At 70.5% G+C, this 14756-nt stretch carries 14 protein-coding genes; 5 read left to right on the top strand and 9 right to left on the bottom strand.

Annotated features, from left to right (window positions below; translation table 11 throughout):
• Positions 1–109: 109 nt before the first annotated feature.
• The 6 genes from OG504_RS10425 to OG504_RS10400 all read right to left on the bottom strand — a co-directional run bounded on the left by OG504_RS10425 (position 110) and on the right by OG504_RS10400 (position 5232).
• Entirely contained in the window at positions 110–1045 is a 936-nt protein-coding gene (locus tag OG504_RS10425) for a PDR/VanB family oxidoreductase (RefSeq protein WP_405989532.1), read from the bottom strand.
• Positions 1042–1221 (bottom strand): hypothetical protein, encoded by a 180-nt coding sequence (locus OG504_RS10420; RefSeq protein WP_405989531.1) that lies wholly within the window; start codon positions 1219–1221, stop codon positions 1042–1044. The genes OG504_RS10425 and OG504_RS10420 overlap by 4 nt, the downstream gene beginning before the upstream one ends.
• Complete coding sequence (locus tag OG504_RS10415) at positions 1218–2282, bottom strand: Rieske 2Fe-2S domain-containing protein (protein WP_405989530.1); 1065 nt, start codon at positions 2280–2282, stop codon at positions 1218–1220. Before OG504_RS10415 ends, OG504_RS10420 begins: the two co-directional genes overlap by 4 nt.
• A gap of 319 nt (positions 2283–2601) precedes the next feature.
• A complete protein-coding gene (locus OG504_RS10410) occupies positions 2602–3426 on the bottom strand; it encodes an MIP/aquaporin family protein (protein ID WP_405989529.1) in 825 nt (274 codons plus the stop codon).
• Positions 3408–4145 carry a YoaK family protein gene (locus tag OG504_RS10405; RefSeq protein WP_405989528.1) on the bottom strand — a complete coding sequence of 246 codons (738 nt, stop codon included), beginning with the start codon at positions 4143–4145 and terminating at the stop codon, positions 3408–3410. Before OG504_RS10405 ends, OG504_RS10410 begins: the two co-directional genes overlap by 19 nt.
• 124 nt (positions 4146–4269) lie before the next feature.
• Complete coding sequence (locus OG504_RS10400) at positions 4270–5232, bottom strand: LysR family transcriptional regulator (RefSeq protein ID WP_405989527.1); 963 nt, start codon at positions 5230–5232, stop codon at positions 4270–4272.
• A gap of 154 nt (positions 5233–5386) precedes the next feature.
• Between OG504_RS10400 and OG504_RS10395 the strand changes: the two genes are divergently transcribed.
• Positions 5387–7366, top strand: coding sequence for an amidohydrolase (locus OG504_RS10395; RefSeq protein ID WP_405989526.1), 1980 nt, complete (start codon positions 5387–5389; stop codon positions 7364–7366).
• A 47-nt stretch (positions 7367–7413) separates the two neighbouring features.
• Here OG504_RS10395 and OG504_RS10390 read toward each other — a convergent pair whose 3' ends face one another.
• The gene (locus OG504_RS10390; RefSeq protein WP_405989525.1) at positions 7414–7608 is read right to left on the bottom strand and encodes a hypothetical protein; all 195 of its coding nucleotides are present in this window, start codon (positions 7606–7608) and stop codon (positions 7414–7416) included.
• On the opposite strand from OG504_RS10390, the gene OG504_RS10385 reads away from it, so the two are divergent.
• The 4 genes from OG504_RS10385 to OG504_RS10370 all read left to right on the top strand — a co-directional run bounded on the left by OG504_RS10385 (position 7598) and on the right by OG504_RS10370 (position 12547).
• Positions 7598–9142, top strand: coding sequence for an MFS transporter (locus tag OG504_RS10385; protein ID WP_405989524.1), 1545 nt, complete (start codon positions 7598–7600; stop codon positions 9140–9142). The two genes, OG504_RS10390 and OG504_RS10385, sit on opposite strands and share 11 nt — an antisense overlap.
• Positions 9143–9219: 77 nt before the next feature.
• Entirely contained in the window at positions 9220–9468 is a 249-nt protein-coding gene (locus OG504_RS10380; protein ID WP_266864405.1) for an Atu4866 domain-containing protein, read from the top strand.
• A 12-nt stretch (positions 9469–9480) separates the two neighbouring features.
• Positions 9481–11028, top strand: a complete 1548-nt coding sequence (locus OG504_RS10375; RefSeq protein WP_405989523.1) for a Na+/H+ antiporter — start codon at positions 9481–9483, stop codon at positions 11026–11028.
• Positions 11029–11155: 127 nt separating this feature from the next.
• Positions 11156–12547 carry an amidohydrolase family protein gene (locus OG504_RS10370; RefSeq protein WP_405989522.1) on the top strand — a complete coding sequence of 464 codons (1392 nt, stop codon included), beginning with the start codon at positions 11156–11158 and terminating at the stop codon, positions 12545–12547.
• Positions 12548–12621: 74 nt separating this feature from the next.
• On the opposite strand, the gene OG504_RS10365 is transcribed toward OG504_RS10370, so the two are convergent.
• Together OG504_RS10365 and OG504_RS10360 are read right to left on the bottom strand one after the other, a co-directional pair.
• Positions 12622–13716, bottom strand: a complete 1095-nt coding sequence (locus OG504_RS10365) for a glycosyl hydrolase family 18 protein (protein ID WP_405989521.1) — start codon at positions 13714–13716, stop codon at positions 12622–12624.
• 106 nt (positions 13717–13822) lie between these two features.
• Positions 13823–14653: a GntR family transcriptional regulator gene (locus OG504_RS10360; RefSeq protein ID WP_405989520.1), complete on the bottom strand. Its 831-nt coding sequence runs from the start codon at positions 14651–14653 to the stop codon at positions 13823–13825.
• Positions 14654–14756: the final 103 nt, after the last annotated feature.

Below are 14756 nucleotides of genomic sequence, written 5' to 3'. Positions count from 1 at the left end.
TGCCTAGTGCTCACAATATTGTTGACAGTTACCGAAGTGCGCTCTTGGCGTGTTGTGAAGTGCGCCCTTGCTGTGTCGTCCGGGGTCATCACAGATCCGGCCGGCGTCGTCACAGATCCAGTACGAGCCGCTTTCCCAGGCAGCGCGAGACGCAGATGAGCATCGTCTCGCCGGCCGCCCGCTCCTCCTCGCTCAGCACTGAGTCGCGGTGGTCCGGGGTGCCTTCGACGACATCGGTCTCGCAGGTTCCGCAGGTGCCCTCGGTGCAGGAGAACAGCACTTCGACACCGGCGGCGCGCACGGTGTCGAGCACGGACACGCCCACCGGGACGGTGACCGTCTTCCCGCTCTGCTCCAGCACGACCTCGAACTCGCTGTCGGTGCCGGCGACTTGGGCCTTGGGTGAGAACCGCTCGACGTGCAGGATGCCGCCGGGGCACCGTGCCTCGACCGCGTCGAGCAGCGGCCCGGGACCGCAGCAGTAGACGAGGGTGCCGTCCGGAACGTCATCGAGGACGGAGGGCAGGTCGAGCAGCCCGACCTCGTCCTGCGGAGCGACGGTGACGCGGTCGCCGTAGCGGCTCAACTCCTCCCTGAACGCTATGGAGTTGCGGGTGCGGCCGCCGTAGAGCAGGCTCCACTCCGCGCCCGCCGCCTCGGCCGCGGCCAGCATCGGGAGAAGGGGCGTGATGCCGATGCCGCCCGCGACGAAGCGGTAGCGGGGGGCGGGCTCCAGCCGGAAGTGGTTGCGCGGGCCGCGTACCCGCACTTTGTCGCCCTGCTCCAACTGCCCGTGCACGTACGCCGATCCGCCGCGCCCGTCCGGCTCCCGCAGCACGGCGATCCGCCATGACGTACGGTCCGCCGGGTCGCCGCAGAGCGAGTACTGGCGCTCAAGGTCGGGGCCGAGGACGACGTCGATGTGGGCGCCCGGTGCCCAGGTGGGGAGTTGCTCGCCCAAGGGGTGGCGGAGGGTGAGGGCGAGGACGCCGTCGGCCGCGAAGTCCCTTGCTTCTACCACGAGTTCGGTCTCGTAGGTGGTCATGCGTCGGCTCCCTGTGTGTCGTCGACGGCGTGGCCGCGGGGGTGGGCGAGCATCCACTCCCACATCTCGATCGGGTCCTGCGACGTGTGCTCGCGGCCGCAGTGGCAGGTGCCGTGCAGGACGTCGGTGCCCGGCAGCCAGTCGATGCGGTAGACCTCGCCGGTCGGAGCGGTCACTGGACCTTCTCCACGGGCTTGGCGCCCTCCTCGACCAGCCGGGCGAGGATACGGCGGGCGGCGAGGCCACCGGTGTCGATGTTGATGCTCAGCTCCTGGTAGCCGCCGCGCTCCGAACCCAGCGTCCTCTGAAGGAGGTTGAGCGCGTCCACGTCCTGCATGACGACGGTGTGGTTGTTGCCGCGCAGGAACTCGGTGACCTCGGCGTCGTCCGTGGCCCAGTCGCGCGAGACCGCCCAGAAGTCGTACACCTTGCCGTCCGACGAGGGCGTGATGGCGTAGGTGATCTCGGTGTGGAAGCCGTTCGGGTCGCTGCCGTCCGCCTCGGGGAGCACGCCGACCGGGGCGATACGGCTGTGCAGCAGATACAGGCACGGCGCGTGGTACTCGATGTCCTGCCAGCGGGTGATCCGCCCTTGTATTCCAGTGGACTTGGCATAGAACGGCGGGCACTCGGCGTCACCCATGTGCCGGCTCACCCGTACGACACCGGCGCCCTCGTCGACCTCCGTGGTGATCGGCGTCTCGGCGACCTCGGGGGAGCCGATGTAACCGCCGTGCAGATACGTCTCGTGGGAGAGGTCGAGGAGGTTGTCGACGAGGAGGCCGTAGTCGGCGTCGATCGGTTCCATACCGCTGACGGTGACCCAGTCGGGGGAGGCGAGGTGCGGGGCGCGGGGGATGACCTGCGGGTCCGCGAGCGCCGGGTCGCCGATCCACACCCAGACCAGCGCGTCCTGCTCGACCACCGGGTAGGAGGCGACGCGGGCGGTGCGGGGGATGCGTTTCTGCCCCGGCACGTACACGCAGCTGCCCGTCGTGTCGTAGGTGAAGCCGTGGTATCCGCACACGATCCGGTCCCCGTCGAGCCGGCTCTCGGAGAGCGGGAAACGCCGGTGCACACACCGGTCGTGGAGCGCTACGGCGGTGCCGTCGTCCTCGGTGCGGTAGAAGACGAGGGGTTCGCCGAGGATCGTCCGGCCGAGGAGGTCCCGGCCGACCTCGTGGGTGTAGGCGGCGACGTACCACTGGTTGCGGGCGAAGGCGGTGGTGTGCGGCATGGCGTTCCCGTCCCTGTCTGCGGGGCTTCGTCGCCCCGCGTGCCGTGGTTGGACTCAGCGTCCTGACGCGGGCGACGGCTCGGCAAGACGGCTTCTGCCAGGCGGAAGGGTTTCCGCGAAAAGGCTGGCCAGAGCATCCCTCTGCCTGCCGGTGGTCATCAGCGCAGAGGTCGTGACCGCGTCACGCGGCCGATCCACCTCGGCAGCGGAGCCACCGGTCGGTACTTGCCGGCGATGACCGGCAACGACCAGCTGTGAACCTGTGTGCCGTCCACCGTGAGAACGGTCGGTGACGAAGTGCTGCCGACAACCTTGAAGATCATTCGCACGGGCTGAAGCGGCGCCTGCGCTGTTTCCTGGCATGGACCCGGTTGACCACGACCGTCGCCGCGAGCGACCCGAGCGGCGGGGCGAGGAGATAGACGGGCAGGAGGGAAGGGGTCCCGGCGAACACCGCCGGCCCGAACTCCCTTGCCGGGTTGGCGATTCCACCGGACAGCGTGCCGAAGGCGATGATCTGGACGGCGATAATCGTGCCGACCGCCCACGGGGTGAACGGCCCAAGTCGGCGGCTGGAGACGGCGATTCCGGCGACGGCGACGATGGCGAACATCGTGGCGGTCTCGATCAGGGCGACGGAGGCCCAACTCCAGCCGGGGGCAGGGCGGATGACGGCGTAGTCCACAGCCGGGGAGGCGAACACCGGGCCCCAGACCAGTCGTCCGGCCGCGATGCCGAGCAGTGAACCGGTCAGTTGACCGGCGATGTACGGTGCGACATCGCGGCCCGGGGTGCGGCCGTAGCGCCACATCGCGAGGGTGATCGCCGGGTTGATGTGGCCGCCGGTCAGGCGGCCCCAGGGGGAGAGCATGACGGCGGTGACCGTGTAGCCGGAGAGGGGGGCCACCGCGAGGAGTCTGCCCTCCGGGGTGTTCCACCAGCCGCCGGACGCCGGGTCGATGGTGCCCAGCAGCCAGCGGACCGTTGTCGCCACGACGAACAACATGACCGCGGTGAGGGCGAGTTCGAGTAGCGCGGAGTGAAGTGTGCGCCGCCACGGGGGACTTGCGGACGCGCCCTTCACATCGGCTTCCTTCACATCGGCTTCCCTCGCGACGGCTCTGTTCACAGCGGCTTCGTCCATGAGGCATCCGAGCGGGTCAGGACGAACGCCGTGACCGAGGCCGCCACCAGCAGTACCGCGGCGAACAGCAGGGGCAGCGCCCGGCCGCCGTGCTCGACCGTGACCGCACCGGCCAGACCGCCGGCGAACATCGCTCCGGCCGAGAGCACGCGGCGGCCGACCATGCTGCCCTTGCCGCCCGCGATGCGGCTGTCCGCGGCGACCCCGGTGATGGTGAGCGTCAGGACGGTCGTGGTCAGGTCGGGCACGGCCAGGGCGCGGGCGGTGGCGTTCTGCACGCCCATCGCCAGGCCGAGGAGGGCGATCAAGGAGTACTGGACGGCCGTGGTCACGTGCGAGGTGTCCGTGACCTGGGCTACGACGTACGCCGCCAGGACCAAGGTCGTCTCCAGCAGCAGCGCCAGGTGCAGGACCCGTCCTCGGTGGGCGGCGGCCCCGTGCGCGAGCCGGCCGCCGAGCAGGGCGCCGAGGGCGAACGCGGCCAGGGCCGCCAGCGAGGCGGCCAGGGAGAAGCCCGCCGCGCCGGCGATCGCGAAGCCGGAGAAGACGACGTTGCCGGTCATGTTGGCGACGAAGACATGGCCCAGGACGAGATAGCTGAAGGCGTCCACGAGCCCGGTCACCACCGTCAGCGCGAGCATCAGGGGAGGGAGCGGGCCGTGCCGGTCCTCCATGTCGGGGACGACCGTGGTCCATGCGTCCCGCAGTACGGCAGACATGGCATTGCTCCCATTCGCTGGAGGATTTCCGGTCTCCGGTCTCCGGGCTTCCGGCTTCCTCCTCCGAGCGTCGCGCCGTGGAAGCGTCACGTCCAACATATGGATGCGGGCGCAGCGATCGGCATCAGCGATCGATCGCCGGGGTTCCGCCCTGCTGGTCCGTGACCGCGTGCCGTTCCACCACTTCCAGGAACGCCGCCGCGGCCGGCGCCAACCGCTTGCTGTCGTGGACCGCGCAGATGGTGTGCACGGCCGCCTCGTCCGCGATCCGGAGCGCGCGGGCGCCGTACGGCAGGGCGTCCCGGACGCCCTTGCCCGGAACGGCGGGGTCCAGGAACACCGACGACCTCGGTACGACCGTCACGCCGATGCCCCGTGCCGCCAGCCGGATCATGTCCTGTATCTGGCCGACCTGGAAGTGCTGGCCGGGTTCCACTCCGGCCCGGGCGAACGCGGCCTCCACCTGGCGGCGCAGCCCGCTGCCCCGGGTGAACTGGATGAGCTGATGGCTCTCCGGCAGATCTGCCAGGTCGACGACGTCACCGCCGTCGGCCAGCGCGTGGTCCGCGGGCACGATCAGGACCAGCGGGTCGGCCGCCAGGACCTGGTGGTCGAGGCCGTCCGGGATCTGCCGCGGGCCGAGACCGACGATCGCGATGTCGAGGTCCCCGGTCAGGACCGCCGCGGCCATCTCCGCGCTGGGCGCGTTGGTCACGTGGAAGTCGATGCCGGGATAGCGGGCGTGGTAGTCGGCCATCACCTCGACCAGGTCGACCGAGGAGGCCCGCGTCTGGACGAGACCGAGGCGCAGCCGCCCGCGCCGCAGCCCGGACAGCGCGTCGAGGGCGGCCCGTGCGGTGTCTACGTCGGCGAGGATGCGGCGGGCGAGCGGTTCGAGGAGCTCCCCGGCGGCCGTCAGCCGTACGGAACGGCTGGTGCGGCTGAACAACTGGGCGCCCACGTCCTTCTCCAGCCGGGCGATCTGCTGGCTCAGGGCGGACTGCGCGACATAGCAACTGGCCGCCGCCTGCGTGAAGTTGCGGGTCTCGGCGACGGCGAGGAAGTACTTCAGGTGCCTCAGGTCCATCCCGCGCCCGACTTTCCATCCAGCTGCTTCGGCGATCGATGCAAGCAGAACCATGTGTTGGACCGATCCATTGTCGCAGACCTAGCGTCTGGGGTGTCGCCGGACGACCGACCTCCCACGCCTCCCCTTGTCTCTCCTGCTCCGAGGAGCCTCCATGTCCAGCAGCACCATGTCCGCGGGCACCATGCCCGCGGGCACCATGCCCGTGGGTGGCATACGCCCTTACGACGGGGTCCAGCACCCCGCGCAGCTCGTCGTCCGCAACGGTCGTATCCACACCGGTGACCCCGCCCGCCCCGCCGCGTCCGCCGTGGCCATCACCGACGGCGTCTTCACGGCCGTAGGAGATGACGCGACCGTCGCCCCGCACATCGGCCCCGCCACCCGTGTCGTGGACGCACTCGGGCGGCGTGTGATCCCGGGGCTCAACGACTCCCATCTGCACGTCATCCGGGGCGGGTTGAACTATCTGCTCGAACTGCGCTGGGACGGCGTACGGTCGTTGCGCACCGCCTTGCGGATGCTGCGGGAGCAGGCCGGGCGCACGCCAACTGGGCAGTGGGTGCGGGTGGTTGGGGGCTGGACGGGGGAGCAGTTCGCGGAGAAGCGGCTGCCGACCGTGTCCGAGTTGAACGCCGCCGCGCCCGACACCCCTGTGTTCGTGCTGCACTTGTACCAGTCGGCGATCCTCAACCGGGCCGCGCTGGAGGCCGTCGGCTTCACGCGGGACTCGCCGAATCCGCCGGGTGGCGAGATCGTGCGGGACTTCGCGGGCAACCCCACCGGTGGGCTGCTGGCCGCGCCCGCCGCCGGGCTGCTCTACTCCACCCTCGCCAAGGGCCCGATCCTCGCCCCCGAGGATCAACTCGGCTCCACCCGGCACTACTTGCGCGAGCTGAACCGCTTCGGCATCACCAGCGCCATCGACGCGGCCGGCGGTTTCCAGAACTTCCCCGACAACTACGCGGCCGTCACCGAGCTTGCGGAGCAAGGGGAGTTGACGGTCCGGATCGCCTATCACCTGTTCCCGCAGACCGCCGGGCAGGAACTCGACGACCTGCGCCGCTGGATCGGCATGGTCAGCCCCGGTGACGGAGACGAGTGGCTGCGCTGCAACGGCGCCGGCGAGAACCTTGCCTGGTCCCCGGCCGACTTCGAGAACTTCGCCGAGCCGCGTCCCCAACTCACCGCCCGCGCAAGGGAAGACCTCGACGCGGCGGCCCGGCTGCTGCTCGACAACGGCTGGGGATTCCGCCTCCACGCCACCTACGACGAGACGATCCGCCAGGACCTCGACGTCTTCGAGAAGATCGCCGCGGACGGCGGATTCCCGGACGGGACACGGTGGTTGTTCGACCACGCCGAGACCGTCAGCCGGAGCAGTCTGGACCGGATCAAGGCCCTCGGCGGCGCCGTCTCCGTACAGAACCGCATGATGTTCCAGGGCAAGGCCTTCATCGACCGCTACGGCGCCGAGCGCGCCGCGACCGCGCCCCCGATCCGCGCCATGCGCGACACCGGCCTGCTGGTCGCCGCCGGCACCGACGCCACCCGCGTCTCCAGCTACAACCCGTGGTTGTCCCTGTCCTGGCTGGTCACCGGCCGCACCATCGGCGACACACTCCTCTACCCGGCCGAGAACCGCGTGGACCGTTCCACCGCCCTGGAGATGTACACCACCGCGGGCGCCCACCTCACCGGCGAGGCCGACGTGAAGGGCACCATCACCGAGGGGAAGTACGGCGACCTGGCCGTGCTGTCCGCCGACTACTTCTCCGTCGCCGACGAGGACATCGACCGTATCGAGGCCCTGCTCACCGTGGCCGGCGGCAAGGTCGTGCACGCGGTCGGCGACTACGAGAACATCGCCGCCCCGCTGCCGGAGATCAGCCCGGCGTGGAGCCCGGTCGCCCGCTTCGGCGGATTCCAGGCGAGGACAGAGGCAACAGGGGCACCAGGGGTGACCAGGGCGTCAGGGGCATCGGGCGCCCGGCAGGCCCGTGCCTTCGTGGACGCCGCCGCCGACTCCGAGGAGCAGCGCGCCTGGCGCGACCGGCGCGGCGACTTCGAGCGCGTACCGCAGGTGCCGCACCAGGTCGGCGGCGCGCTCGACCCGCTCGACGGCTGCTTCTGACCGGCCGCTGGACCGGTCCCACGGCGGGTCCAGCGGCCGGTCCGGTTTTACGGCGGCTTGGTGGCCCGACCCGCACTGAGCTGCCGTACCTTCTTCTCGACCGACCGCACACCTCGCTCCGGGAGCAGCAGCATGAGCGCGAGTACGACGACGGGGAAGACCGCGGAGTCCGGCTCGGCCTGGGCGCCGTTGGGGCGGCCGGTGTTCCGGGCGCTGTGGATCGCCCAGTTCGTGTCGAACATCGGCACCTGGATGCAGACCGTCGGTGCGCAGTGGCTGCTGCTCGGGCACGGGGCGACCATGGTGACCCTGGTCCAGACGGCTTCGAGTCTGCCGATCGTGCTGCTGGCGTTTCCCTCGGGCGTGCTCGCGGACCGTTTCGACCGGCGAGGGCTGCTGCTGGTCGCGCAGTTCGCGATGTTCGCCGTGTCGGCGGTACTGACCGTGCTGGCCTTCGCGGACGCGCTGTCCGCCGTACCCCTGCTGGTCCTCACCTTCCTCCTCGGCTGCGGGACCGCCCTGATGGGGCCGTCGTGGCAGGCCATCCAGCCGGAGCTGGTGGAGCGGGAGCAGTTGGGGCAGGCGTCCGCGCTGGGCGCGGTGAACATGAACCTGGCGCGGGCGGTCGGTCCCGCGCTCGGCGGTGTCGTGGTCGCGGCGGCCGGCGCGGGGTGGGTGTTCGGCTTCAACGCGGTGTCGTTCCTCGGGATCGCCGCCGTACTGGTGCTGTGGCACCGCCCGAAGACCACCGTCCCCGCGGCCCAGCAGGAACGGCTCCTGACCGCGGTGTACGCGGGCCGCCGCTACGTCTGGAACGCTCCAGGCGTCCGCCGCGTCCTGCTGCGCACCGCCCTGTTCATCCCCGGCGCGGCGGCCCTGTGGTCCCTGCTCCCGCTCATCGCCGCAGACTCCCTCGGGCTGGGCTCGGGCGGTTACGGCCTGCTGCTCGGCGCGGTCGGGGTCGGCGCGGTGGCGGGCGCGTTCGCGCTGCCGTGGCTGCGCCAACACCTGGGTATCAACGGCATCTTGGCCGCAGGCGCCCTCATGTTCGCCCTCGTCCTGCTGCTCCTCGCCGTCGTTCACGTGACGTGGGTCGCGGTCCTCGTGCTGCTCCCCGCCGGCGTGGCCTGGATCGGCGTCCTGTCCACCCTCAACGCGGCGATTCAGACCCGCCTCCCCGGCTGGGTCCGGGCCCGCGGACTCGCCGTCTACCTCCTCGTCTTCCAGGGCGGCCAGGCCGTCGCCGCCCCCGTGTGGGGCGCCCTGGTGCAAGGGCTGGGCCTGACCACGGCCCTCCTCATCGGCGCCGCCGTCATGGTGCTCAGCGCGCTCAGCCTCTACCGATGGCGGCTCTACGGCATGGAAGGCATCGACCCCACCCTCTCCGACCACTGGCCCACCCCGCCGCTGGTCTTCGTGCCCGGCCCCTCCGACGGCCCTGTACTGGTCTCCGTCGTGTACCGCGTCGCACCGGACGACAGCGCGGCCTTCATCGACGCCATGGACCGTGTCGCCCAGTCCCGCCGCCGTACCGGCGCCATCACCTGGGGCCTCTTCCAGGACGGCAACGAACCCGGCCGGTTCATCGAGAACTACCTCGTCGGCACCTGGTCCGAGCACCTCGCCCAGCACCACAACCGGCTCACGACGACCGACCGGGGCTTCGAGGACAGCGCCCGCGCCCTGCTCCTGCCCGGCACCGCCCCCGAGGTGACCCACGCCTTCGACGCCGCCGTTGGACCGGTCCTGCCCGCCTCGGAGAACCCCTCTTCCTGAACACCTGAAGGTGGGTGCCGGACACCCAGGAGAGGTGTGGCCTGGTTACCCGTGCGCGGGAACGCGAGCGTGGAGCCATGAACACGAACGCAGCACCGCACCCCTTCGTCGGCATGTGGGTCACCGCCGACGGGCACATCCGGCAGGAACTCCTCCCGAACGGCCGCTACGACGAGGCCCGGGGCAACCGGCGGAGCGCCTACACCGGCAGCTACACCGTCACCGGCGACCACATCGACTACGTCGACGACACCGGCTTCACCGCCACCGGTGACGTCCGGGACGGCGTGCTCTTCCACGAGCACCTCGTCCTGTACCGCGCGTAACCCGGTACGGCCATGGACAGCCTCGAACTGATCGTCGTCGTCGCGGCCGCCGTCCTGCTCATGGGCTGGCTGTCGCGGCGCACGGGCCTGAGCGAACCCCTGCTGCTGCTCGCCGTCGGGTGTCTCGTGGGGCTGACCCCGTCCTTCTCGTCGTTCGCGCTGTCCCCGGACGTCGTCCTGTTCCTCTTCCTGCCCGCCCTGCTGTACTGGGAGGCGCTGACCTCCTCGGTGCGGGAGATCCGCAACAACTTCCGCAGCATCGCGCTCCAGTCCACCGGCCTGGTCCTCGCCACCGCCGTCGCGGTCGCCGTCGTGGCCCACACGCTGGGCTACGGCTGGCCGATCGCCTTCGTCCTCGGCGCCGTGCTCGCTCCGACGGACGCGGCGGCCGTCGCCGCGGTCGCCAAGGCCATGCCGCGCCGCATCCTCACCGTGCTGCGCACCGAGAGCCTCCTGAACGACGGGACCGCGCTGGTCCTGCTCGCCGTGACCGTCGACGTCGTCACCGACGAACACCCCTTCTCCTGGTCCGGCACGGCACTCGCCTTCGTCGCGTCCTACGCCGGCGGCATCCTGATCGGCGCGGCGGTCGCCCTGCTCCTCATCCCGGTCAGGCGCCGGCTTCCCGAACCGCTCCTGCACAGTGTGCTGAGTGTCGCGACGCCCTTCCTCGCCTATCTGCCGGCCGAACTCCTGCATGTGTCCGGTGTGTTGGCGGTCGTCGTCTGCGGTCTGGTGGCCGCCTGGTTCGGGCCGCGGGTCATCGGGTCAGAGGCCCGCATCCAGGCCGTCGCCTTCTGGGAGGTGGCGAGTTATCTGCTGAACGGCGCCCTGTTCGTCCTCGTCGGCATCCAACTCCCGGCGGCCGTACGGGCATTGACGTCGGTCTCCCTCCTGCAGGCGACGGTCGCCGCCCTCGCCGTGAGTGTCGCGGTGCTCGGGACCCGGCTGCTCTGGTTCTACTCGGTGCCCTATCTGGTACGGCTCCTGGACCGGCGCCCCCAGCAGCGGGACCGCCGGATCACCGCCCCGCAGCGGCTGCCGTTGGCCTGGGCGGGGATGCGCGGCGCCATCTCGCTGGCCGCCGCGCTGACCGTGCCCGCGACGACCGCCGAGGGCCGCATCGTCGGGCAGCGGGACGCCGTCGTGTTCATCACCGCGGTCGTCATCGTCGTCACCCTCACACTCCTCGGGCCCACCCTGCCGGCCATGGTCCGCCGGGCCCGCTTCCCGGCCGACGAGGACAAGAGCGCCGAACTCACCCTCGCCCGCTGCCGGTTGAGCAGTGCGGCGCTGGACGCCATGCCCGCACTGGCCGAGCGGTACGGGGTCGCCGAGGAGGACACCCTGCGCATGGTCCAGGACATCGAGGACCGCACGGCCCCCGCACCCGGCTCCACGCACCGCCGCGAGAGCGTACGGCACCTCCAACTCGCCCTGCTCCAGGTCAAACGCGACGCCCTCACCGACCTGCGCGACAGCGGCCGTATCGACGACATCGTCCTGCGGTCCGTGCAGGAGGTCCTCGACGTGGAGGAGATCCGGCTGGGGCGGCCGTAGGTGCCGGACGGCGTCCTGGGTGCGGCGCACCTAGGGAAACGGCGGCCTGGTTGCCGTACGGGCGCGGATCGAATCTTGGACCACACGCCACCCGACGTCACCCGACGTCATTCGAAAAGGGGCTCTCATGAACGCCAACGACACCACCAGCGCCGCTCTTCTCGATCAGCTGCGCCGTCAGTCCACCGACCCGAGCCGGCGCATCCTGTTCACCGGCGCGACCGTCGTCACGATGGACCCCGAACTGGGCACGGTGCAGGGCGACTTGCTTGTCGAGGGCGACACCATCGCCGCGATCGGAGCGGACCTGTCAGCGGAGGGCGCGGTGGTCGTCGACGCCTCCGGGACCATCCTCGCGCCCGGGCTCGTCGACACCCACCGGCACGCCTGGGAAGCCCAGTTGCGGCGGATCATGCCCGACGTCGACGACCTCGGCGGATATGTGATGACCACGCTCGCGGGTTACGCCACCGTCTACCGGCCCGAGGACATGTACATCGGCACCAGACTCGCGGCGCTCACCGCGCTCGACAGCGGCATCACCACCGTGCTCGACTTCTCGCACAACTCCCGTACCCGCGAGCACTCCGACGCGGCGATCGAGGCCCTCCGCGACACCGGTATCCGCGGCGTCCACGCCTCCATGGGCCCGCACTTCGGCGACTGGGACCGCCAGTGGCCGGCCGACCTGAACCGCCTCAAGGACCAGTACTTCAGCAGCGACGACCAGCTCCTCACCCTGCGCCTGGCGACCCTCGCCACCGACGAGATCGCAGGACCCGCCCTCGCCTACGGCCCCGAACTCGCCCGTACGGCGGCCGACTTGGGCATCGGTGTCAGCGTCGACGCGGTCTTCGGTGCCTCCGGTTCGGAAGCCGTGCTGTCCTGGGCGAAGCAGGGCATCCTCGGCCCCGATGTCACCCTGATCCACTCCACGGGGCTGACCGTCGAGGCATGGAAGGCGATGGGGGAGTCCGGTACGACAGTGGCCCTCGCGCCCACCTCGGACGCGCAGATCGGCCTGGAGACGGCGATCCCCGCGGTGGACGAGGCGCTCGCCGTCGGCATCCGTCCCGGACTGAGCATCGACGTCGAAGTCGCCCTCGCCAGCGACCTGTTCACCCAGATGCGGGCCCTGCTCGCGATCCAGCGGATGCGTGCCGTCAACGCCGCCTACGGCACCGGCGGCGAGCCCTCCCGCATCACCGCGTACGACGTCCTCGACTTCGCGACCCTCCAGGGTGCCCGGACCAATGGCCTCGGCGAGGTCACCGGCTCGCTCACCGTCGGCAAGAAGGCGGACCTGCTGGTCGTCCAGGCCGAGGATCTCAACAACATGCCGCTCAACGACCCGATCGGGACACTGGTGTTGGGATCGGACGCGCGCAACATCACCGCTGTGTTCGTCGACGGGCAGCCGCGCAAGTGGGACGGTCAGGTGCTCGACGTGAATCTTCCCGAGCTGCGTGCCGAGGTGAGCGCCTCTCGCGACCACGTGCTCAACACGCCTGCGAAGTGAAGGAAGTTGATGCGGCGGGCACCCAGGAGTCCTGGGGTGCCCGCCGCATCAGTGCAACTGGCGGAGCAGGTCGGTCAGTTGGAGAACCAGGGGTTCCCGCCGCCCAGCGACCACACCGAGACCTTGGTGACGCCGAGGCCCTTGAGGACGGCGAGCTTGCGGTCCATGGCGACGCTGTCGACGTAGTCGTAGAGGACGCCGCCGGAGACCCAGCGGATCTCGCCGGAGGAGGCGTCCCGGCGGCTCTCTGTGGTGGCCGGGTTGCTGGAGAAGCCGGGGCTCTTCTTCATGTCGCTGAACTGGATGTTGCCCGTCACGGAGTTGAGGTCGCACGGGTCGGGCGCGCTGTAGCCGTAGGAGGGCACGCCGATGATCAGGCGGTTGGGGTCGGGGATCTTGCTCTGCGCGTACTGGGTGACCTTCTTCAGCCAGTCGTAGGGGCTGATGGGCAGGCAGCGGGCGCCGGACGCGGTGTCGAACTCCTCGTCGTACGCCATGATCACGGCGTCGTCGGCGCCGGTGGCGGCCACCGCCGCGTAGTCGTAGAACGAGGCGTCCTCGGTCATCGCCGGTGCGTCGACCTGGAGGCGCTTGCCCTTGGCGTGCAGGGCGGTGGCCAACTGCTTCAGGAACGTCTTGTAGTTGGTGAAGTCGGCGGTGCTCCAGGACCAGTAGTCCTCCAGGTCGACGTCGACGCCGCTGAGCCCGGCGTCGCTGACGAGGGAGGTGACCTTGGTGACGGCCGCCGTACGGGTGCTGCTGGTGCTGACCAGGGCGTGGACGTCGGCGGTGGTCATGCCGGAGAGCGTCGGGTACTGGTACGCCGAGTGCGCCTTGAGGTCGGCGACGTTGGCCGCGCTGTAGGTGTTGCAGCTGCCGTCGGCGGTGGTCTCCAGTTTCACCGAGCCGTTGCTCTGGACCGACCAGTACTCGGGGTTGAGGGCGCCGTTCTTCACCCTGTTGTCGGCGTACTCGCTCTTGGCGGTGCAGGTGGAGTCGCCGGTCGACCCGGGGTAGAGCCAGGTCTGGAGCTGGACGCCCGAGGTGGCGGAGGTGGCGGTGGTGGAGCGGTGGGCGGTGGTGTCGGCCGGGACCGAGGCCGTACAGGCGAGCAGCGTGGTGACCGTGGACGCCACGACGCCGGTCACGGTGAGTGCGTGACGGAACATGAGCGGTCCTTTCTGGTGGGGAGGAGCGTCTCTTCGGGTGGGGAGGGCGTGCGGGATCGCCACGTCGGCCGGTGGGCCGGCGCGGTGAACTGGTGGGTGAGGGTGGCTAGTTGGTCCAGTAGGGGTCGAAGACCAGGGTGTCGGCGCCGGGGACGGTGGTGGCCGCCGACCAGGAGCCGTCGACGACGCGTCCGCCGTCGGGCCGGGCGGCCAGCGACAGCCTGGTGAAGATGCGGTAGCGGTCGCCTCGGTAGACGGAGCGGGTGAACTCGACGACCCGGCCCTCCGCGTCCCGCGCCGCCCGTTCGAAGAGCAGGGCGGGCGTGTGCACGGAGACGCCGAGGAGTTCGGCCTCCCACTCGTCGACCACGGTCGGCTCGATGCTCTGCGCGGCGTCGGTCAGCAGGATCTCGTACCGCCGGCCGAGCATGCGGTAGAAGGAGTCCGTCTCCAGGTCGCGGGCGGTCAGTCCGGGGACCAGCGCGTGCGGCACGTGCAGGGTCTCCACGCACATCGGGTCGCCGTCGACCGTCCGCAGCCGGGTGATCCGCAGGATCTGCTCGCTGGGCGCGATGCCCAGCCGACGGCCGATCCGAGGTCCGGCGGCGACGGTCTTGAAGTCCAGGGTGCGGCTCGCCCACGTGCCGTCGACGCCGCCGACGCCCAGACCCTGCGCCTGCCCGGGGGCGGCACCGCTGAGGTGCTGGGCGACCTTGGCACGGGCCACGAAGACTCCGCGCCCGTGCTCCCGCACCAGCAGACCGTCACGGACGAAGTCGTCGACCACCGCGCGCAGGGTGGGGCGGGAGACCCCGAGCTCCTCGCACAGCTGCCGTTCGCCCGGGAGGGGACGGCCGGGACCGGTCTCCTCGACCAGGTCGAGGAGGTGGGTGCGGATGCGTTCCCGCTTCTCCCAACGGCTCTCACCGCTGACCATTCCTACCAACTTTCTTTACCAGTGGCTCAACTTCGGCGGGCGCAATGTAACGCTTTGATGGCTTATCTCCAGCAGTTTCTTGCTACGGACTCGCTTGACACTG

The organism is Streptomyces sp. NBC_00986, assembly GCF_045162565.1.
Taxonomy (GTDB): domain Bacteria; phylum Actinomycetota; class Actinomycetes; order Streptomycetales; family Streptomycetaceae; genus Streptomyces.
Note: the sequence above shows the minus strand (reverse complement) of the source record. Positions and strands in the feature narration are given on the sequence as shown.